Source organism: Neobacillus sp. KR4-4 (assembly GCF_042136325.1).
Taxonomy (GTDB): domain Bacteria; phylum Bacillota; class Bacilli; order Bacillales; family Cytobacillaceae; genus Neobacillus.
The window spans coordinates 301,345-319,606 of sequence record NZ_JBHHJU010000001.1 but is presented as its reverse complement, the minus strand read 5'-3'; the positions used below and the strand labels follow the sequence as shown (position 1 = coordinate 319,606).

At 39.1% G+C, this 18,262-nt stretch carries 21 protein-coding genes; 8 read left to right on the top strand and 13 right to left on the bottom strand.

The window, feature by feature from the left end; genetic code table 11:
• Positions 1–133 precede the first annotated feature (133 nt).
• Positions 134–1,036, top strand: coding sequence for a DMT family transporter (locus ACE198_RS01525; protein ID WP_375374460.1), 903 nt, complete (start codon positions 134–136; stop codon positions 1,034–1,036).
• Between the two features lie 146 nt (positions 1,037–1,182).
• Positions 1,183–2,382: a CynX/NimT family MFS transporter gene (locus ACE198_RS01520; RefSeq protein ID WP_375374459.1), complete on the top strand. Its 1,200-nt coding sequence runs from the start codon at positions 1,183–1,185 to the stop codon at positions 2,380–2,382.
• Between the two features lie 60 nt (positions 2,383–2,442).
• Here ACE198_RS01520 and fbpA read toward each other — a convergent pair whose 3' ends face one another.
• The 9 genes from fbpA to ACE198_RS01475 all read right to left on the bottom strand — a co-directional run bounded on the left by fbpA (position 2,443) and on the right by ACE198_RS01475 (position 8,982).
• Positions 2,443–2,643: a Fur-regulated basic protein FbpA gene (gene fbpA, locus ACE198_RS01515; RefSeq protein ID WP_375374458.1), complete on the bottom strand. Its 201-nt coding sequence runs from the start codon at positions 2,641–2,643 to the stop codon at positions 2,443–2,445.
• Between the two features lie 739 nt (positions 2,644–3,382).
• On the bottom strand, positions 3,383–3,904 hold the full coding sequence (locus tag ACE198_RS01510) for a hypothetical protein (protein ID WP_375374457.1): 522 nt from the start codon (positions 3,902–3,904) through the stop codon (positions 3,383–3,385).
• Between the two features lie 15 nt (positions 3,905–3,919).
• Entirely contained in the window at positions 3,920–4,612 is a 693-nt protein-coding gene (locus ACE198_RS01505) for a response regulator transcription factor (protein WP_375374456.1), read from the bottom strand.
• The gene (locus tag ACE198_RS01500) at positions 4,609–6,072 is read right to left on the bottom strand and encodes a sensor histidine kinase (RefSeq protein ID WP_375374455.1); all 1,464 of its coding nucleotides are present in this window, start codon (positions 6,070–6,072) and stop codon (positions 4,609–4,611) included. The genes ACE198_RS01505 and ACE198_RS01500 overlap by 4 nt, the downstream gene beginning before the upstream one ends.
• A gap of 309 nt (positions 6,073–6,381) precedes the next feature.
• On the bottom strand, positions 6,382–6,894 hold the full coding sequence (locus ACE198_RS01495; RefSeq protein ID WP_375374454.1) for a DMT family transporter: 513 nt from the start codon (positions 6,892–6,894) through the stop codon (positions 6,382–6,384).
• A gap of 35 nt (positions 6,895–6,929) precedes the next feature.
• Complete coding sequence (locus ACE198_RS01490; protein WP_375374453.1) at positions 6,930–7,625, bottom strand: Crp/Fnr family transcriptional regulator; 696 nt, start codon at positions 7,623–7,625, stop codon at positions 6,930–6,932.
• Positions 7,626–7,663: 38 nt separating this feature from the next.
• A complete protein-coding gene (locus ACE198_RS01485; protein WP_251460951.1) occupies positions 7,664–8,089 on the bottom strand; it encodes a DMT family transporter in 426 nt (141 codons plus the stop codon).
• A gap of 148 nt (positions 8,090–8,237) precedes the next feature.
• On the bottom strand, positions 8,238–8,360 hold the full coding sequence (locus tag ACE198_RS01480; protein ID WP_257148591.1) for a hypothetical protein: 123 nt from the start codon (positions 8,358–8,360) through the stop codon (positions 8,238–8,240).
• Positions 8,361–8,667: 307 nt separating this feature from the next.
• Complete coding sequence (locus ACE198_RS01475; RefSeq protein ID WP_098575907.1) at positions 8,668–8,982, bottom strand: winged helix-turn-helix transcriptional regulator; 315 nt, start codon at positions 8,980–8,982, stop codon at positions 8,668–8,670.
• 192 nt (positions 8,983–9,174) lie between these two features.
• Between ACE198_RS01475 and ACE198_RS01470 the strand changes: the two genes are divergently transcribed.
• The 3 genes from ACE198_RS01470 (at position 9,175) to ACE198_RS01460 (ending at position 12,180) form a co-directional block, all read left to right on the top strand.
• Positions 9,175–10,275, top strand: a complete 1,101-nt coding sequence (locus ACE198_RS01470; RefSeq protein ID WP_375374452.1) for an FAD-dependent monooxygenase — start codon at positions 9,175–9,177, stop codon at positions 10,273–10,275.
• 49 nt (positions 10,276–10,324) lie between these two features.
• Positions 10,325–11,056, top strand: coding sequence for a GTP cyclohydrolase II (locus tag ACE198_RS01465; RefSeq protein ID WP_098575909.1), 732 nt, complete (start codon positions 10,325–10,327; stop codon positions 11,054–11,056).
• 212 nt (positions 11,057–11,268) lie between these two features.
• Positions 11,269–12,180 carry an EamA family transporter gene (locus ACE198_RS01460; protein WP_375374451.1) on the top strand — a complete coding sequence of 304 codons (912 nt, stop codon included), beginning with the start codon at positions 11,269–11,271 and terminating at the stop codon, positions 12,178–12,180.
• 33 nt (positions 12,181–12,213) lie between these two features.
• On the opposite strand, the gene ACE198_RS01455 is transcribed toward ACE198_RS01460, so the two are convergent.
• The gene (locus ACE198_RS01455) at positions 12,214–13,041 is read right to left on the bottom strand and encodes a DUF2935 domain-containing protein (RefSeq protein ID WP_375374450.1); all 828 of its coding nucleotides are present in this window, start codon (positions 13,039–13,041) and stop codon (positions 12,214–12,216) included.
• A 422-nt stretch (positions 13,042–13,463) separates the two neighbouring features.
• Here ACE198_RS01455 and ACE198_RS01450 point away from each other — a divergent pair, with 422 nt between their 5' ends.
• The 3 genes from ACE198_RS01450 (at position 13,464) to ACE198_RS01440 (ending at position 15,907) form a co-directional block, all read left to right on the top strand.
• The gene (locus tag ACE198_RS01450; RefSeq protein WP_251460931.1) at positions 13,464–13,787 is read left to right on the top strand and encodes a hypothetical protein; all 324 of its coding nucleotides are present in this window, start codon (positions 13,464–13,466) and stop codon (positions 13,785–13,787) included.
• Between the two features lie 138 nt (positions 13,788–13,925).
• The gene (locus ACE198_RS01445) at positions 13,926–15,296 is read left to right on the top strand and encodes an MATE family efflux transporter (RefSeq protein WP_375374449.1); all 1,371 of its coding nucleotides are present in this window, start codon (positions 13,926–13,928) and stop codon (positions 15,294–15,296) included.
• Between the two features lie 173 nt (positions 15,297–15,469).
• On the top strand, positions 15,470–15,907 hold the full coding sequence (locus ACE198_RS01440) for a YfmQ family protein (RefSeq protein WP_375374448.1): 438 nt from the start codon (positions 15,470–15,472) through the stop codon (positions 15,905–15,907).
• Between the two features lie 46 nt (positions 15,908–15,953).
• Here the strand turns inward: ACE198_RS01440 and ACE198_RS01435 are convergent, their stop codons facing one another.
• The 3 genes from ACE198_RS01435 to ACE198_RS01425 are packed head-to-tail and all read right to left on the bottom strand — an operon-like array spanning position 15,954 to position 18,179.
• On the bottom strand, positions 15,954–17,228 hold the full coding sequence (locus tag ACE198_RS01435; protein ID WP_375374447.1) for an FtsW/RodA/SpoVE family cell cycle protein: 1,275 nt from the start codon (positions 17,226–17,228) through the stop codon (positions 15,954–15,956).
• 7 nt (positions 17,229–17,235) lie between these two features.
• Positions 17,236–17,643, bottom strand: coding sequence for a PadR family transcriptional regulator (locus ACE198_RS01430; protein WP_098575915.1), 408 nt, complete (start codon positions 17,641–17,643; stop codon positions 17,236–17,238).
• Complete coding sequence (locus tag ACE198_RS01425) at positions 17,643–18,179, bottom strand: sigma-70 family RNA polymerase sigma factor (protein ID WP_375374446.1); 537 nt, start codon at positions 18,177–18,179, stop codon at positions 17,643–17,645. The genes ACE198_RS01430 and ACE198_RS01425 overlap by 1 nt, the downstream gene beginning before the upstream one ends.
• Positions 18,180–18,262: the final 83 nt, after the last annotated feature.

Here is an 18,262-nt window from a genome sequence, read left to right as displayed (position 1 = left end):
TAGTAATGATTCGGGCATATTTAATGGTTGATTTTTATTTGTTTCCAGTTATACCATAGTAAGATGATGTCGCTGCTGTAAAAAGCAGTTATGTAATCATTCATATGGATTTAAGAACAGGGGTGGATCTATTATGAAAGGAAAAATCAGACTTGTTTTGACGATGCTCATTTTTGGGAGTATCGGGGTTTTTGTAAGAAAGATTGACCTGTCTTCAAGTGAAATTGCCTTCTTACGGGGTGTCATCGGATGTCTGTTTCTGCTTATTGCTAGTTTCCTTGTCAAACATAAGCCATCTTTTCAAGCACTTAAAGAAAATGCGCTTCTGCTTCTATTATCAGGTGCAGCAATTGGATTCAATTGGATTTTTCTTTTTGAGTCCTATCACTATACGACTATATCGAATGCCACGATAAGCTATTACTTCGCACCGATTTTTGTGATGATCTTAGCACCATGGATTCTTAAAGAAAAATTGACGAGCGTGAAGATTATATGCATTGCTTTGGCAATGATTGGTTTGTTTTTAATCGTTAATCCTGGTGATGGCGGCACAAGCGGATCACAGAATCATACGTTAGGGATTTTTTACGGTCTTTTAGCGGCAGCATTTTATGCTAGTGTGGTCCTAATGAATAAATTCATCAAAAATTTATCAGGTTTTGAAACAACGGTAGTGCAATTAATGGCAGGAGCTCTGGTTCTGTTTCCATATGTACTCTGGCAGGGTAATTTAAACCTGGGTAGATTAGACACAACCTCCATTATTTTCATCTTAATTCTAGGGATTGTACATACTGGTTTTGCTTATTTTTTATACTTTACTTCTCTCCAAGAACTAAAGGGGCAGACGATTGCGGTACTCAGCTATATCGATCCGATATCAGCCGTGATTATTGCCGCGATTTTCTTAAACGAAGGGATGTCACTAATTCAAATGATAGGCGGTGCTCTTGTCTTAGGCTCCACGTTCTTGAGCGAAAAACTGGAATTAAAAATCTCCAAAAAAGGTCAGACTCCCACTACTTCACCGTAATGGAAGGCTGACCCTTTTTTTAATCCTATTATTCTCCTATTCTTTAAGACTCCAATTCATTAGATGATCTTTCTAGCCCGTGTTGCGCCTCATAACTTAAATTATGTTATACTTTAGAAAGTTTGTCTACAGTGGAGGTTTAAGTAGTGGAGTTACTAAAATCAAATACCTATTCGAAATCAACTTACATCATATGGCTCATTATTGGGATTGTACTAATTGCCTTTAATTTGCGTCCTGCGATTACATCAGTAGGACCGTTAGTTGGAATGATTCAGAAAGATGTGGGACTAGCCCATTGGAGCGCGGGCTTATTAATGAGTTTGCCTTTAATTGTTTTTGCCATCATGTCACCAATTGTACCAAAGCTCGCCAACCGTTTAACAAATGAGACAGCTTTAGTAGTTGGTTTGATCTCTCTTTTAATAGGCATTGTCATTCGATCTATTCCCATGGCGTTTTTTCTTTTCACAGGTACTTTGTTTATTGGGGTCGGGATAGCGATTGGAAATGTCTTATTACCTGCGATTGCAAAGGACAAATTCCCAGACCAATTTGGGCTGATGACAAGTGTTTATTCAACATCCATGGGATTAGTTGCCTCCTTAGCATCCGGAGTTAGTGTTCCGTTAGCAGTGGGAATGAACCTTGGGTGGAAGGGTGCCTTAAACGTTTGGGGGATTCCCGCTGTCGCAGCGATTTTGGTGTGGATATTCCTTTCTAAATTTAATCAAGGAAATCAAAAGGAGATTAGAAAAGTCACTCCGAGCTCGAATCATGTCTGGCGTTCGCCGCTTGCCTGGCAAATCGCTATATTTATGGGGTTTCAATCTTTTTTATTTTATGTAACCATTTCCTGGTTACCTGAAATCTTACATAGCCATGGATTGAGTATGGAAACAGCAGGCTGGCTCTTGTCATTTAGTCAAATTGTCGGATTACCGGCTAGTTTCTTCATCCCTGTAATTGCTGGACGGTATCGTTCGCAAGTATGGATATCTTTTGTGTTAGGCATATGCTCTATCATTGGTTATGGAGGATTACTGTTAGGCTCTTCTTATCCGATTTTAATCGTAAGTATTATCATTATTGGAATCGCATTGGGAGGAACTTTTCCACTAGCTCTAAGTTATATTGGCCTCCGCTCTAAGAGTGCCGGCGAGGCAGCCGATTTATCTGGGATGGCACAATCAACGGGTTATATCTTAGCTGCCGTAGGTCCCTTGTTTATTGGATTTTTGTATGATTTCACCCATATGTGGATGATTCCGCTAATTACCTTAATCATAATCTCTTTCATCGTTATGCTGTTCGGGATGATGTCGGGCCGAGACAAATATGTGTAGTAGTGGGGAATACTAGATTAAATACTTGGCGCACGGTGACAGTCACTGTGCGCCATCATTTTATATTTTCTTCTTCCATTTAATGGACCCGCTATCACTGTGAGGATGACTATTCGACTTTAATCGTTTGTATTCATTCTCTAATTCTGTTAAAGAAAACTTCGAAAGCTGTTCCTCATTTTCAAATACTTTAAAGGTAAGCAATATATTTATTAATGTTTTCCTTCTTTGTTCTACAGCATTCCGAAGGATATTCTCCATACCATCCTCTCCCTTTGTCAGTTTGCTTGTGTTTTGATAAGAGTTACTTATTAATACCAACGAGATATCATATTTTTTGTCATTTTACACTCAACCTTTTGGATTTTTATCGACTTTTCCCTTTTATGAGCGAATTTTTGAGTTTTGTGAGCGAATTCAGGGGGGCAATGAGCGAATTATTAGCATCAATGAGCGAATCGAGTGTATTATTGAGCGAATTCAAAATCAACAATGTTTAATGAAAAAGAAGTCTTAGAGTAGAATCAGCTCCTTCAATTTGAATAAAAAAAGACTTCTCACGGGAGGGAGAAGTCTCTATCAGAATAGTCGACTAGTGAAATGAATTTTTATAGTCAAAAAGGAGACACATTGATTTGTGTCTCCAGTTGTCTGGTAACGATTATTAATTAACTGACTTGTTAAAGATTAAATCATTTTATCTAATTCCAATAATACCCATATGATTACTTATTAGGATAGTAACATCCTCCAATGGATCCTGTCAATGAAAAAATCTAAAAACCTGTTGATAGTCAAAAGATTGGTGTCAGGCACCATGTGAATTTTTTCACACAGTGCCTGACACCTTAAGTCTTTCGTTTTTACGAAGGATTCTCCACTCAACGATTATGAAATAGACGCTCAACCCTGCCCAGATATTCACATTCAGAACTTCCCCGATCATCTTTTCTCTCCCGCCGGGAAGGGAAGTCATTTAAATCTCTTCTCCCTTTCTTCTTCAGGCATGGTTCGCCGCTTTCCTCTGTTTTCGCTGACCCCATGGTTTAAACACCGAAATTACAAACATCGCACCAAGCGAAATAATCTGAAGGATAATTCCAATCCAGAGCTGCCACTGGTTTACAGTAAACGATGGGTTCAAAAGAGTGTTCATTCCTCCCTTGGATGTCAATGTTACCGCCTTGAGTGTTAAGGTATACATAGCGAAGGGTCCCAATAGAATCGAGAGGAGCGTCAACCCTTCCTTAACGATTATCCAGTAATATTTAAACAATCCCCATTGCGTTAGCACAGATAGTAATATCCCTGTCACCACAGTGCCAATTGTTGAAGCACGAACGGAAGTTTTAGCAAGAACATGCATACTTGTATAACATGCCTTGAGCACACCGGCATCGTTCGTGTTTGCGGCAGTTATACTCAGAATTAAAAAAACAATGGCCACCCCGAACATAATTGCTGCAAATAATAAATGTAAGATAAGCAGCCATCTTCTCTGGGTAAGATTCAATTTCCTCATACCATTCCCCCCTTGTCACACATTAAACCGATACCCTACACCCCAAATGGTTTCAATATATTTCGGGTTTGAGGGATTCGTTTCAATTTTTTCACGCAATTTACCAATAAAAACTGTTACCGTGGCATTGTCCCCGTTTGAATCCAATCCCCAGATTTTCTCAAATAGTTCGTCTTTGCTGAACACCCGATTCGGATGGATGGTCAAAAATAGCAGCAAGTCAAACTCCTTCGATGTAAAAGGAATTTCAGTTTCATTTACGAACACTTTTCTAGATAACTTATCAATACGAATACCTCGGATTTGAATTTCTTCTTTGTGTGTCCCAACATTATCTGATATTAATCGGTCATAGCGGGCAAGATGCGCTTTGACCCTGGCCATCAGCTCACCCACACTGAAGGGCTTGGTCACAAAATCATCTGCACCGAGACCGAGGCCTCGTATCTTATCGATTTCTTCCCTTTTAGCGGATACCATTAAAATTGGGATGTTTTTCACTTGTCGGACTCGCCGGCAGATTTCAAATCCATCTGTATTTGGAAGCATGAGATCAAGAATAATCAAATCATATTCATTTTCTAAGGCCTTTTTCAGACCTAGGTCCCCACTTGCGGCAATTTCTACCTCATAGCCGCTTGCCTCTAAATAATCTTTTTCCACTTCCGAAATGACCTGATCGTCCTCTATGATTAAAATTCGTTTCACTCGTCCTCACCCTCATGATTGATCTTTGACAGCGTAAAATATATGCTGGTCCCTTCTCCTAATTGACTTTCAGCCCAAACGGTCCCACCTTGGCCTTCTACTATCTGTTTGACAATAGCAAGACCAAGACCCGTGCCTCCCGTATCTGTATTCCTCGAAGGTTCTGTCCGATAAAAACGATTGAAAATATGGAACAGTTCATTGCTGTCAATTCCCGTTCCGTTATCCTGGATGTGTATTGTTGCCTTTGCCTCGTCGTCAAACAATTCCACATTAATTTCCTTATGTGCCTTGTCCATATATTTTAAGCTGTTCTCAATAATGTTTATTATGACTCTGCTCAACTTTTCGTGGTCTGCCATAACACGAACCGGACTGGCCCTGCCAGAAGAAAACGTAATCTTAATGTTATCCATCCGCGGGTCGTGACGTAATTCCTCTATATAATTCTGTAAGTATACCCGAATGTCCAAAGGCTCCATATGAAATGGCAGTTGATTTATATCCAGCTTGGAATACAGCATTAATTCATCAATCAAATGGTCCATATCATCCGCTTTTTTTGCAATCATATTTATATATTTTTCCTTTTTCGAAACAGTATCTGCGATTCCATCTTGAATACCTTGAACACAGGCTTTAATTCCCGTAATCGGCGTTTTCAGATCATGTGAAATATTTGAAATTAGCTCTTTCCGGTTCTCTTCATACTGTAGTTGAAGATGGATTGACTCTCTCAATCGAACGCGCATTTCTTCAAAGGAAGCTCCTAATTCTCCGAATTCATCTTTGCGTTCCAACTCCACTCCATGGTCCAGATTCCCTTTTTTAATTTGTTCTGCAGCATGTTTTAAAGTAAACAAGGGTTTAATAAAGCTCCGGGAAACTAAATAGGTAAGGACACCGTTCGTTAACCCAATAACAAGTAGCAGCGACAATACTAGCAGTGGGAAAAACTTTCTTACTTCCTTGAAAAAGGGATATAGATCAGAAAGTACATATACCGTACCTGTAGTGTGATCGCTAAGGGTGATATTGAATGCTTCAACTAAAAAACGAGTTTTTCCCCAGCGGTCTTGAGTCTGACTGCTTTGCATTTTCTGAATCTCTGAAGCATCTATATCAAGGCTGTTCACAAAAGAGGAAGTGAAGCTCACTTGATTATTTTTCATCACTACGATTCCTGAATGAACACCATTTAATTGTTCGTCTGTGTTTTTCAAGAATCGGATGTCATTGAATCGGTCTGGGTCATTTTGTGACATAAATTTCACGCCGGCAATCAAATCTCGGCGTTCATTGGTCGTTTCCCAAAAGGCTGGTATTCCCTTCCCATCCATGGTTCCTGCCATATCCTTATAAAAAGTGGAAACAAGTGTTGCTGCAATAAAGGCAAACAACACGATGGGCATGAAGGTCATGGCCATATAGGAAAGCAAAAGTCTCGTCTTGATTGACATGAGCAAATCTCCTTAACGCATTTATTCCTCATACAATAATTCATCTGCTACTGTTATTTATCATAACCGCGAATGATAAACCACTTCTAAACCAATTCTAAAAAAAGTATAAAATTATTTGTCCAGTCGGTTTGTTAAGAAAAAATAGCCGTCTTTTAGCGAAAATGGTTACTTTTATAAGGGCGATAAGTTTTTTTAACAAATAAAAAAACAGAATGCTCAACTGGCCATTCTGGTTTTTAGATCCCTATGAAAGTTAAACTATTTCCGTCTTCTACTAAGACTCTGCTGCCCAGTTCTCAGCACATTTTAGCTTTCTCTCTGTTGATATTCCGGCACTTTATTCCCTTTCGCAAATGGCCAAGCAAACACTTTCTGGCCCTCACCGCTGCCTGCAAATTTAAACACAACAATTCCGCCGACGATGACCAGCACTCCCATCAACTGATTGAGAGTAAACGGGACCTTATTCAGACCTAACCAGCCTAGTGAGTCCCCGAGTAAGGCAAACAACAACTGTGATGTTAACGCGATTGCAATGGCATAGGTTGGTCCGAGCCGTTTGATTCCTTGAACAAGACAAACAACTACTCCTACGCCGATCATCCCGCTAAACCAGTACCACGTCTTCATATTTTCTAGGTGGAATAATCCTCTTCCCTCAAAGATGAGGCCGAAAGTCAGTGAGGCAAGAAAACCCATCCCTAATACTAAGGTCGTCGTCGCCCATGACCCCGCTCGTTCATTGACTTTACTGTTGAAAATATTTTGCAAGGCTACCAGCGAACCGGCAATAATTGCAAATAATAATCCCAAAATCATCCGCTTTCTCTCCCTTGTGTTGATTTTTTTCAAACTTATTCATAAATATTATCGCCTGCGAGACCTTTCAATCCATTTCTGTCCTTAACTAAAATGGAACCTCTCTTCCGTTCAATCAGACCCTCTTCACAAAATTGTGTGATGACTCGATTCAAATGACGATAACTCGTTCCAATTAAATTGGCCGCATCCTTAATGCTGATACTCAGTTGGTCTTTATCCTGTGAATCAGCTTCATCAAAGGAAACCGACAAAAGGTAACTAGCCAAGCGAACTTCGACCGGATACATAATATTAAAGGTCATTAAATTGTTTTTTAGCTGAAACTTCCTGGTGATAATATCCAATAGAAATTGCAGAAATGGCGCGTGGTCACTTCCATATTGCTTCAACCAGCGATAATGAATTCCAATCATCCAAACCGGCGATACGGCCTCCACCGTGTTAATAATATCAATGCCGCGGACATACTCAATATCCCCGATCACTTCAATCGGTTTCTTAAAAGAGAGAATGAGTGTTTTACCTTCCGGCGAACTAGTATAGATTTTGACCTTTCCTTTAACCAGAACATACAAATACTGTGAAGCTTCCCCCTGGGAGCAAATTAGTTCTCCTTGGTCAAAACTGTACAGCGACAAATGAGGAATCAATGGTTCATGAAATATCGAATCTAGTTGGTATGTTTGGATATAGGCGAGCAATTGCTCCTGATTCTTTTGTTCCCTCACTCGGTTTCACCTCTGTTTTTAACTGCATCTTGCGAGACTTAAGACCTTAGGATGACCACACCTGCAATCATCATCCCGATACCAATAAACTGTGGCAGTTTCATCTTTTGCTTTTCCAGGCCGAACCATCCGCTACTATCGATAATAAAAGTTAATGTTAACTGCGAAATCAGAATAGCCGATATACTAAGGGTTACACCGATTTCCTCAATCGATTTGACATTACTAAAGATAACAATCGCTGCAAAAGCGCCACCGATCAAATATAAGGGCTTCACTTGTTTGAAGCCATACCAATTGGCGTCCCGAACGAACATTAAGATGATAAAAGCCATTACAAAACCCGTAAGCTGGGTAATGGTCGCTGCCTGCCATGTACCTATATCTTGACTAATTCGTGTATTAGCAATTCCTTGCAAGGTAATAAATGCCCCGCCTAAAAACGCAAAGATAATTCCCTTCATTCTCTCTTCTCCCCTAATTTTTATTTCTGTCTATATTAAAAGGTATCACACGCTTGTTTGAATAGGACATATGTCCTCAACTATAAAATTGTGTTAAATGCCAAATATAAAAAGACCGCCAAAATGACGATCTTTTACAGTCCATAACTTATTTCGGCTTTTTTTGGGCTTGTCTAACTACCTTTTCAAGTCCATTTTCTCCTGCAAACTCTTGATCATTTGGTTGAGCATTTTTATTGTTCTTCAATTGGTTATTCTTATTTTTAGCCATACGTTCACCACCCTTGTCGTTTCCTAATTCAAGATGCCAATTAATAAATCGACACCCGCCATTTTAGTTTGCTAACTTTTTTGCGGGCTATGCGATTTGATTCACGAATTTTCTCAACAAACAAAAGGATTGATTATAGCAGCCATAGGGGTTAAACAAATAGCTATTGACTACCTTGTTGCCCCATTTTTATTATTCCCAGTCGTCAATCAGCCTGATTCTTTTAATTTCCGGACGGCTCTCTTCATGCTTTTAAATAGCTTACAGCAAAAAACAGGCAACCTTGGCCAAGGCTGCCTAAAATCATTTATTCCATGGTCAGCCAGGTTTGTGACCATTTTTCAAGTTCTTGTATAATTGGTTTTAAAGAGAGTCCCTTTTCTGTAAGAGAATACTCAATTCGGACAGGTGTTTCCGGAAACACCTCTCGTTTCACAATCCCCTGACCTTCTAAATCCTTGAGCCGCTCGGAAAGGACTCTTCCGCTAATCCCCATTGAAGATTCCAAGCTGCAGAAGCGTTTTGGGCCCGATAGCAGTTGATAAATAACTAATCCTGTCCAACGCTGGCTTAACATCCCCATCGCTTTTTCAAATCGAGGACAAATGACTGACTCATCCATTGACCTTTCCCCCTCTTCGCAATTAGCAACATAATTACCTTGCAAAATATATTTATTTGACACAATCGATTTTTAAAAATATAATTACTTACATAAAGTAACTGACTAACGAATAATTATTAACTATGAATATTTTACTTTAACCATTTATGGTTCGTCAATACATCAGATAGAATAAGGTGGTTTTCAAACATGAACCTTGAGGCAGATGTTTGTATTGTAGGTGCAGGTCCCGGAGGCGCGTTACTAGGATATTTGCTTGCCAAAAAAGGAATTTCAACGATTGTACTCGAACGCCACAAAGGGATTGATAAAGAATTCCGTGGTGAACATCTCAATCAGGACGGAGAACGAGTATTAAAAAAATATAATCTTTATGACCAAGTAGATGCTGCTGGGTTATTATTAATGGAACGAGTGGAATATTGGCAGGACGGAAAGGCAATAAAGACCATCACACCTGGTGCTGGGGAGCAGCATGTCGGCATCCATGTCCCGCAAAAGAATTTGTTAAGCGTGCTAATTCAAGCATCTGAACCATATCAGAATTTCAAACTGATGATGGGGACAAAGGTGATAGAATTAATGTTTAATGATATGGGTTATGTAACTGGTTTAAAAGCGCTATATGGCGGGCAAGAAGTAACAATAAACAGCAAGATTGTTGTCGGTGCTGATGGCAGGTTCTCAACAGTAAGGAAACTGGCTGGGATGCCTTTTACAAAGAAAACACATGGATACGATTTGTTATGGGCGAAAATTCAAAGCCCAGCAAATTGGGAGCCAACTATTAAAAACACTTTAGTGAATGGAAATCAGCTGGCTTTGTTTACCCAGGCAGGCGGGTTTATCCAAATAGGCTGGAATATTGAAGAAGATTCGTATCCATCCTTAAAAAAGCAATCATGTGAACCTTTTATCAAACAAGTGATAGATGCATTTCCAGAATTAACCGAAACCATCCGTACCCAGATTCGATCCTGGGACGATTTTATTTTATTAAAAGTGCAAAGCTCACATTCTCCAACATGGGTGAAAGACGGGTTGGTGATCATGGGCGATGCCGCACATACGATGAGTCCAACTGGTGCATTTGGGATCAATTGTGCACTATTAGATGCAGATGTATTAGCTGATGTACTGAGCGAAGCACTCGACAAACAGAACCATAGTGCGGCACAATTAAAAAGATTCGAACACGAACGACGGGATCATACAGAAAAGCTGCAACAACAGCAACGAGAGAAAGAAAAAAACTATCGGGATAATTTTGCCGTGCCAGTCCTTTCTTGACAGTAATGGCAGTAGGAATCTATGAAAATATGGATTGGGGGAATTCATAGTGGAACAAATTCAATTAAAAGCAGATACTCTCTCTTTTTTAGAGGATAAAATAAAATTAGTTAAAAAAGGTGAGGAAGCGATTTACCTAGTGGGACCGATCAAGCTTCCAGTCAATTTATATGGTGAAACGGTAGAATTTAAATGGTACAGCTGGCTGAAGAGTGAACATGTAACAGAAGATTTCCAGCAAGTCATTGATCAATTAGCTTCTGGGAATTTAGCGGAATACCAACAATCAAGTGTCCTCGTTTATGGAGATTTTGAATACGGAGAGGATGCATTAATCAGAATGCATTCTATTTGTCATACAGGAGATATCTTTGGCAGCAAGCGCTGTGATTGCGGTTTTCAACTAAAGCAATCGATGAAAATGATTGCCGAGCATGGAACCGGAGCGTTATTTTATTTAGCCAATCATGAAGGCCGAGGAATAGGCTTATTTAGCAAGGCAATGGCCTATATTCTGCAAGAAAATGGCTACGACACAGTCGAGGCAAATGAAGGACTTGGATTTCCAGATGATACACGAAATTACGAGGATGCGATTGAAGTGCTTAAAGCGCTAAGAAGCAAACCTGTCACCCTCATCACGAACAATCCGAGAAAGCTTAAGGCCTTAAAAGCAGCAGGTGCAACAGTTTCTGGACGAACTCCTCTTTGGGGCGATATCTCCGAGTACAACGAAAAATACTTACAGACGAAAGTAAAAAAATCTGGTCATATGGCGTAGGAAAATAAAACATTCAAAGTTATTGACATTTCATGACAATTGTTTTAAAGTAACAAAGGCAATAATTAAATAACAAAATTCATTTGTTTGTGGACTTTTCTAGAGAAATATCTCTATTTTCGCCACACAGTTCTCACGTGAGAGCTGTGTGGCTTTTTTGTTGTTTGGAAACTGGATCGAAAGATTAAAAAAATCAAAAAGGGGTAGAAAAAATGAAAACTTGGCACTATGCATTGATTGTTTTTTTAGGAGGATGCTGTTACGGTGTATTATCGACCTTTGTTAAGCTTGCTTACTCAGCTGGGTTTACGGTAAAAGAAGTTACCGGGAGTCAATTCATACTCGGGACCTTACTCATTTGGAGCGTCGCACTGTTTTCAAAGAAGGCAAAACTTACCCTGCTGAACATAGGTAAATTGCTTTTAGCAGGAATTCCAGTTGGGTTGACGGGCATATTTTATTATCAATCCCTGCAGACCCTTGATGCTTCACTTGCGATTATCTTTTTATTTCAATTTGTATGGATTGGCACTTTTATTGAATGGATGGTTTATAAAAAAATACCTAGTATGGGGAAAATGGCTTCAATTGGGATTCTAATCATTGGCTCGATTCTTGCTGCTGGCATTATTACTGAAGGCGGCGTAGATCTAACCTTGCAGGGAACAGTGTGGGGACTGCTTTCCGCGATTTCATATACTGCTTTTATCTTTCTCAGCAGTTCTGTGGGAGAGGGTACACCGCCAGTACAGAAAAGTGCACTCATGTCCACTGGCGGATTAATCACAGTTTTATTAATTTTTCAGCCAACAAATTTACTTCATTTACCCGTAATGATGGGAGTGGCTCCTTATGGATTGTTCCTAGGATTACTAGGCGTCGCCTTGCCGCCGCTTTTATTTTCTATTGGAATGAAGCATGTCGGACCAAGCCTCGGAACCATCTTAACAGCCTCTGAGCTACCGATTGCTGTTATCTTGTCTGCTATCGTTCTAGCCGAGAATGTTAACTTGTCACAATGGCTTGGAGTTGTCCTTATTTTAGGGGGGATTATGGCCGCGAACGTTAAATGGCCTAAGTCTCAAATGAAGTCAGCATCATTGGAAAGTAAATCGGTGTTATAAGATTTGTGGGGGCCGTCATGATGGCCCCCATTTTTATTGATAAGATGGTCTTTTTAAAGAGCATTTACTTGCTGCATCCTGTAAATTCGGAGCGAAGAAGCTTAGCTTTTTTATAAAGTAACAGGTTTCTGGAAAATGATGCTCTAAAAATCGTAAGGTTGTTTTATTAAGCAATTTATTTTCCTTATATTTAATCACCATGTTGTAGACAAATTGGCTCATCTCTAGAGTTGTTTTTCCCACTTCATTAGCAAATTCAGTTTGACGGGCGAACCCTGGCTCTTTGAACCGCAAATAACCCTTTAAGTGGTGATTTTGAACGATATAAACTTGAAATTTGTTGATATACATTTCCGCTTGAGTACTGGCCATGATTTCAATAGGGTCAATAATATTCTTAAACAGAACGGCGTGTCCCAGTTGATCTTCAAGCCATAAATCCATTAGGTCTGGTAATGGAAGAGGTACAGGCTCTCTTCCATAAACCAACAGACTTAAAAACCGCAGATATTCTTGATTTTCAGCTAATGTTCCGTTCAGGTAGGTTGGCGATAAATTTAAATTCACCTTATTATCAATTCTAAGCGCCTGCAATTTCCCTTCAAATTCAAAATATCCTTTTGCAACAGGCCATGCTCTTTGGGAAAAATAGATCATAGCTTCGTCTGTATAGTTACTTGAACTTGGAATATTGTCTAATGATGCAATTAAATCCCCAAATAAATTAATATATTGTTGCGCAGTGTTAACGTATTCAGCTTCGCTAACAGAAAGATTGTCTCTCACAAAATACGCATGATCCTGTAAAACTTCTAACCAAAATAAATGTTCATCCCATACGGAAATCATATTTCTTTGCAATGCTCTCCCCCCCTCTACCCCATTTATATGGATGAGAGGACTATGAAAGAATAAATTCACACACATTCTTATGTGTTTATAACCAAAGAAAAAAAGACCGATTTGGTCTTTTTGTATGTCATCTTCAACTTTGCAGCCAATCGCTCAGCAGCAAATAAATTACAACCCGCTATTTCTCCCAAAGCTCGACCAGCCGACCTTCAGGATCTTTAATCGCTGGGAGGTGCTGTTTTTAAATGCAATCTCTCTCGCTCTCAAACAAGTTAATATTATTATATTACAAATTTACCCTTTTTTTACAATGATTTATTAATAATAGCTTAGTCCTCAATAAGAAAAATTCAATAGCATTCATCAATCCAATTTTTAATGGTAATACTAAAATATATTCGAAAAGTAAAATAGGTAAGGAATGGTAAACGATGCCACGAAAAGCTTCACTAAATAACGAGGTGCCTGACACCGAAGAGAATGTTGTATCGCAAACTAACCAAAAAAAAGAGGATGATATCGATAAACTTTCACGTATGTTAGGTGCTGTAATGAGTTATCTATCGGATGATGAATTAGAGGAACTTGACATCGAATACCTTTTAGATGATACAGAAGGGTTACGGGATTGGTGGGATCAATATCGAGAAAGTAATAAAAAACAATTGGAGGAAGAAATTAAAGAATCTCTAGGTGAACTGTCATTAAAAGAACTGGAAGAAATCCGTGAAAAGATCAAGGAAAAGCAAAATTGAAAACTCACTAATTCATTAAAATCGTTATACACGTTTTTTTAAAATAGACCTCCTAAATTTTAGAAATATCTATTTTAAATTCGTACAAATATAGTTAGAATAGATTTTATATGACTTTAAGTAAAGAAGGAAAATCTATTGACTACAGAAAACAATAAGTACCAGGACCAATCATTATTTAGCATCACGTGGCCTCTTTTTATCGAAATATCGCTCCATATGGGTATGGGAATTGTTGCTACGTTAATTTTAAGCGGATATTCTGATAACGCAGTGGCAGGAGTTGGCGTAGCCAATCAGATTATTAATATATTTATTTTAGTATTTAATGTCACAGCTATCGGTGCAACCATCTTGATCGGTCAAAATTTGGGGGCGAACCGATTAGACTTGGCACGACGCCTTGCAAAATCTGCCTTTGGGGTGAACTTCTGGATTGGTGTTATGATGACTATCGTTGTAGTGGCATTTGGCGGTGTATTTTTAAAATTTTACGGACTGAGCGGGGAAGTTTACGATTTTGCTTACACCTTCCTTTCTATTATAGGTCTGTCTCTTTTCCTTGAAGCCATCGCATTAGCATTAAGTGCTGTTTTGCGCAGCTATGGACACACAAAAGAAACCATGGTTGTTACGGTTATCATGAATGTGATTAGTATGGCCGGTTCCTTTATTGCCATTAAAGGATGGTTCGGCCTCCCTATAACAGGTGTTGCCGGGGTTGCCTATGCCATGTTTGCTGCTCGAATTTTTATTATTGCAGCACTTTTTTATTTTGTTTATAGGCAACTAGCTTTAAAGTTTCATATGAAAGATTTGTTCAAAATTAATAAAATGGATGTTAAGGGGCTACTTTCGATTGGGATCCCCTCTGCCGGTGAAAACCTCTCTTATCAATTTTCACAAGTGGTCATTACAAGCTTTGTAGCACTAACCGGGGATGCTGCGTTAGCAGCACGGGTGTATATTTTAAATATATCCATGGTTTGCTTCCTATTTACATTTGCCATTGGCCAAGGGACACAACTGTTGATTGCCCGTTATATCGGAGCCAAGCAATATGACCGAGCCCTAAAAAGGGGCCTGAAGACTTTAAAAATTGCCGTGATTGTATCGGCATCGGTATCACTTGCGGTTGCTTTAATAGGCAAGCCAATTTTAACTATTTTTACAAGCGATGCTGACATAATCGCGATCGCTCTCCCAGTATTGTGGGCGATTGTGTTCATTGAACCGGGCCGGGCCATGAATATCGTTCTCATGGGTTCTTTAAAATCAGTCGGTGATGTACGCTTCCCTGTTGTCATCGGTATCATCAGTATGTGGGGAATTGCCGTCGTCTTAAGTTACTTTTTCGGAATTACACTTGGTTTGGGACTGTTAGGAATTTGGCTTGCCCAAGGATTGGATGAATGTATCCGAGGGTTTTTTGCCCTAAAGCGCTGGGTCTCCAAACCATGGTTAAAGAAGAAAGTAGTCGAACAAAACTTATCATCAAGTATGTCTTAAATGACTTGGGAACTCTCATTAACATGGCTGCCGAAAGGGCGGCCATGTTCTATTTTTACGAAATTGACTTAAAGTGGATGGTGTGTTTTTAATCCAATTGGATGGTTAATGATTCATCCAGTTGAGCTATTATTAACCTATTAACCTATTAATCTTTAATGGAGATGATGAAAATGACCTGGGCTGTGGTTTCGATAATTATCGTAAGTACGATTAAAATATTAATGACTTGTCTTCCAACCGGGCCAGTGGAATGGCTTATAAGGAAATTTGAAATTCACTCAAAACTAAATGAAACAGACGCCACCCTAACCATAGACGGAAAAAACTTAACAGGTGAAGACAAACTTCAATTGATTCATTACTTTAACGAAGCTGTCTTTTTAAAGCAGCATTATATCTTTCCAGGGACGGAGGAATTATTTTTACATCCTGAAAATAGTCAGCCTCCATTGGTTATTGATACGAAAAGCGGCAAAAAAGAGGTTCGATTATTTGTATACAGTTACAACGATCGCATTGATGTCGTCAAACAGTACAAGAAGAAGGTCATCGCGTATAGTCTATCTTCCGAACCTCTTCAAAAAAGTACTTTGGAAGTCCAATACTAATTATGAAAATGAACACGGAAGCCTAGTCCCGTGTTCATTTTTATTTCTATTGATTTTTTAATTCCTCCGTTATTCTGGTTAAATCCTTTCGGCGATAGACGCTTAAGACAATTCCAACTAAAATAGCATTTAGCAGCGTTGGCATTAGTCCATAGCTGATAAATGGCAAGGATATCGAAATTAAAGGAAAAATACCTAATGTCATTCCGATATTAGTAGCTAGCTGGACGGTATAAAGAGAAACGGCACCGATTAGCAGAAGTTTGCCGTACGGATCTTTCATCCTGCTTGTGATGACCATCATTCTGGCGATAAATAGGCCAAGGATTACCACTAATACAAGAGCTAATAGCCAGCCATAGTAATAGGTAAAGCTAACAAAGACTAAATTTGTATGGGCCAAAGGAATAAATTCTTTGTCCACGGAGTGGCCAAACCAGCCTGCTTTTAACAGAAATTCTTTCACATGCAAGATCATATAACCTGGTCCATCCGCGTATTCTTCTGGGTTTAAGTAAGCCAACAATCGATCTTTTTGGTATATACTTAAAAACTTCCAAGAAATGAAACTAACAATCAAGAATAAACTAACGGAAACTCCCCAGATGGAAAGAACAGTTTTTCGACTAAACCTGCTCCACCAAATCATCGAAAAGACCATGACGGTGTAAATATATGTGGAAGAAATACTTGGTGCAGTTAAGAGTAAAAAGAATGGCAGAGAGAAAAGCAGAATAAACTGCCAGACCTTCAACCTCTCAAGATCCAATATGGAAGCCCAGGCAAGGAAGAAGAATGGGAGCGACATGATCGTTTCAATCGTTAACGGTCCAATCCTAAAAAGCGGAAGTCCATTGATTGTGGTGTTTGAAAATAGTCTTAACACCAGAAGAATCATTACCCCAATGGAATAAAATAACCAGCCTTGCGTTTTGAACTTCCGATAATCCATCAGCATGATTCCTAGAACGGATGCGCTCCCGATAAAAGTAATAATGACTTTAGACGGTAACAAATATTCTCCTATACTGATTGAAAACATTGGTAAAAATCCGAGCCCGAAAATGGTCACTAAAAGAACCACAAGAATCCAATCTACTTTTGGTCGATGGAGTTTATTGAGCTGCTTCCCTAATTGAACCGGGCTTCCCATTTGTTCTACTGCCTTTTCTTCAGCTTCTACTTCTGGAAGTCCCTTCTCTATCCAAATATTTTTCGCTTCCTTTACATGATAATTCAATTCATCTATCACATATTTCTTTGCATCCTTCGATTTGATTTGAGCGATGACTTCATTTAAAAAGACTTGTTTTTTATTCACTAATGCCTCACCTCTCAAATAATTCTTTCCATGCTACTTGGCTTTTTATTTGTTTTTTATCGGCTTTCCGTAACACTTTTCGTCCCTTATCTGTTAACTGATAATACTTCGCCTTTGCTTCAGTCCAGCACGATTGGATACATCCGGACTGTTCGAGACGATGTAAAAGAGTGTATAAAAACCCTTCATTGTCTTCAAACTTTTTAATGCCTCTTCCCCGCAAAAGCTTCGTTAATTCAAAGCCTGTTTTTTCATGAACAAGCAGCTGCATTACCGCTACTAAAATGTCCTCGTCAGTTTCGGGTGGTTGATTAATTTTTCCAAGGATATTCCTGCGATGCTTCTCTGTAAACTTCAATTGAGAAAACGCCTGTCGATCCATGGCTTTTTTTAAGTTCTTTAATCGGTCCTCCATCACCATTCCTCCAATCGTTCTTTCAAAAGTTCCTTTGCCCGTCTAAGCCTGGTTTTCACAGTATTCGCCCCTACTTCCGTTACTACGGCAATCTCCTTAATAGGCAATTCCTCATAATAGAAGAGATAAATGACTTCCCGATATTTAATAGGAAGGAGCATGATCGCAGCAATCAATTGATCATCCTCTTGTCTTTGGATGACTGTTTGCTCAATCATTTCCTTTTTCGTCGTGTTGTTTAACGGCTCCTCTTCAGTAATTACGACGTTCTTGTTGTACCAGCTTTTTAGAAAATCTTTGCAATGATTGATGGCAATCCTCCATAACCATGTTCGCAACTTGGATTTTCCTCTATATGTATGGAGTCCTTTATAACACTTAACAAAAATGTCCTGAGTCAAGTCTTCCGCGATGGTGCGATTATTCACATATGAAAAGACCAGCTGAAGAACGTCCTGTCCATACCTGTTCATAATTTCATCTATAAGTAATTCTTTATCTTCTGTCTCTATTACTTCCAACGTCAGTTCTTCCATGTCTTCCCCTCCTTCCTAAACTATAGACGATAGACTCCTATATAAAGTTTTTTATAATAAACACCGAAGGCAGGGATAGCACA

What these genes read in the sequence shown, in the direction of transcription:
- ACE198_RS01510 (WP_375374457.1), bottom strand. Translation starts at nt 3,904, where the DNA reads ATGAGGAAATTGAATCTTACCCAGAGAAGATGGCTGCTTATCTTACAT.
- ACE198_RS01495 (WP_375374454.1), bottom strand. Translation starts at nt 6,894, where the DNA reads ATGATTTTGGGATTATTATTTGCAATTATTGCCGGTTCGCTGGTAGCC.
- ACE198_RS01450 (WP_251460931.1), top strand. Translation starts at nt 13,464, where the DNA reads ATGCCACGAAAAGCTTCACTAAATAACGAGGTGCCTGACACCGAAGAG.
- ACE198_RS01475 (WP_098575907.1), bottom strand. Translation starts at nt 8,982, where the DNA reads ATGGATGAGTCAGTCATTTGTCCTCGATTTGAAAAAGCGATGGGGATG.
- ACE198_RS01430 (WP_098575915.1), bottom strand. Translation starts at nt 17,643, where the DNA reads ATGGAGGACCGATTAAAGAACTTAAAAAAAGCCATGGATCGACAGGCG.
- ACE198_RS01470 (WP_375374452.1), top strand. Translation starts at nt 9,175, where the DNA reads ATGAACCTTGAGGCAGATGTTTGTATTGTAGGTGCAGGTCCCGGAGGC.
- ACE198_RS01525 (WP_375374460.1), top strand. Translation starts at nt 134, where the DNA reads ATGAAAGGAAAAATCAGACTTGTTTTGACGATGCTCATTTTTGGGAGT.
- ACE198_RS01425 (WP_375374446.1), bottom strand. Translation starts at nt 18,179, where the DNA reads ATGGAAGAACTGACGTTGGAAGTAATAGAGACAGAAGATAAAGAATTA.
- ACE198_RS01480 (WP_257148591.1), bottom strand. Translation starts at nt 8,360, where the DNA reads ATGGCTAAAAATAAGAATAACCAATTGAAGAACAATAAAAATGCTCAA.
- ACE198_RS01500 (WP_375374455.1), bottom strand. Translation starts at nt 6,072, where the DNA reads ATGTCAATCAAGACGAGACTTTTGCTTTCCTATATGGCCATGACCTTC.
- ACE198_RS01485 (WP_251460951.1), bottom strand. Translation starts at nt 8,089, where the DNA reads ATGAAGGGAATTATCTTTGCGTTTTTAGGCGGGGCATTTATTACCTTG.
- ACE198_RS01440 (WP_375374448.1), top strand. Translation starts at nt 15,470, where the DNA reads ATGACCTGGGCTGTGGTTTCGATAATTATCGTAAGTACGATTAAAATA.
- ACE198_RS01460 (WP_375374451.1), top strand. Translation starts at nt 11,269, where the DNA reads ATGAAAACTTGGCACTATGCATTGATTGTTTTTTTAGGAGGATGCTGT.
- fbpA (WP_375374458.1), bottom strand. Translation starts at nt 2,643, where the DNA reads ATGGAGAATATCCTTCGGAATGCTGTAGAACAAAGAAGGAAAACATTA.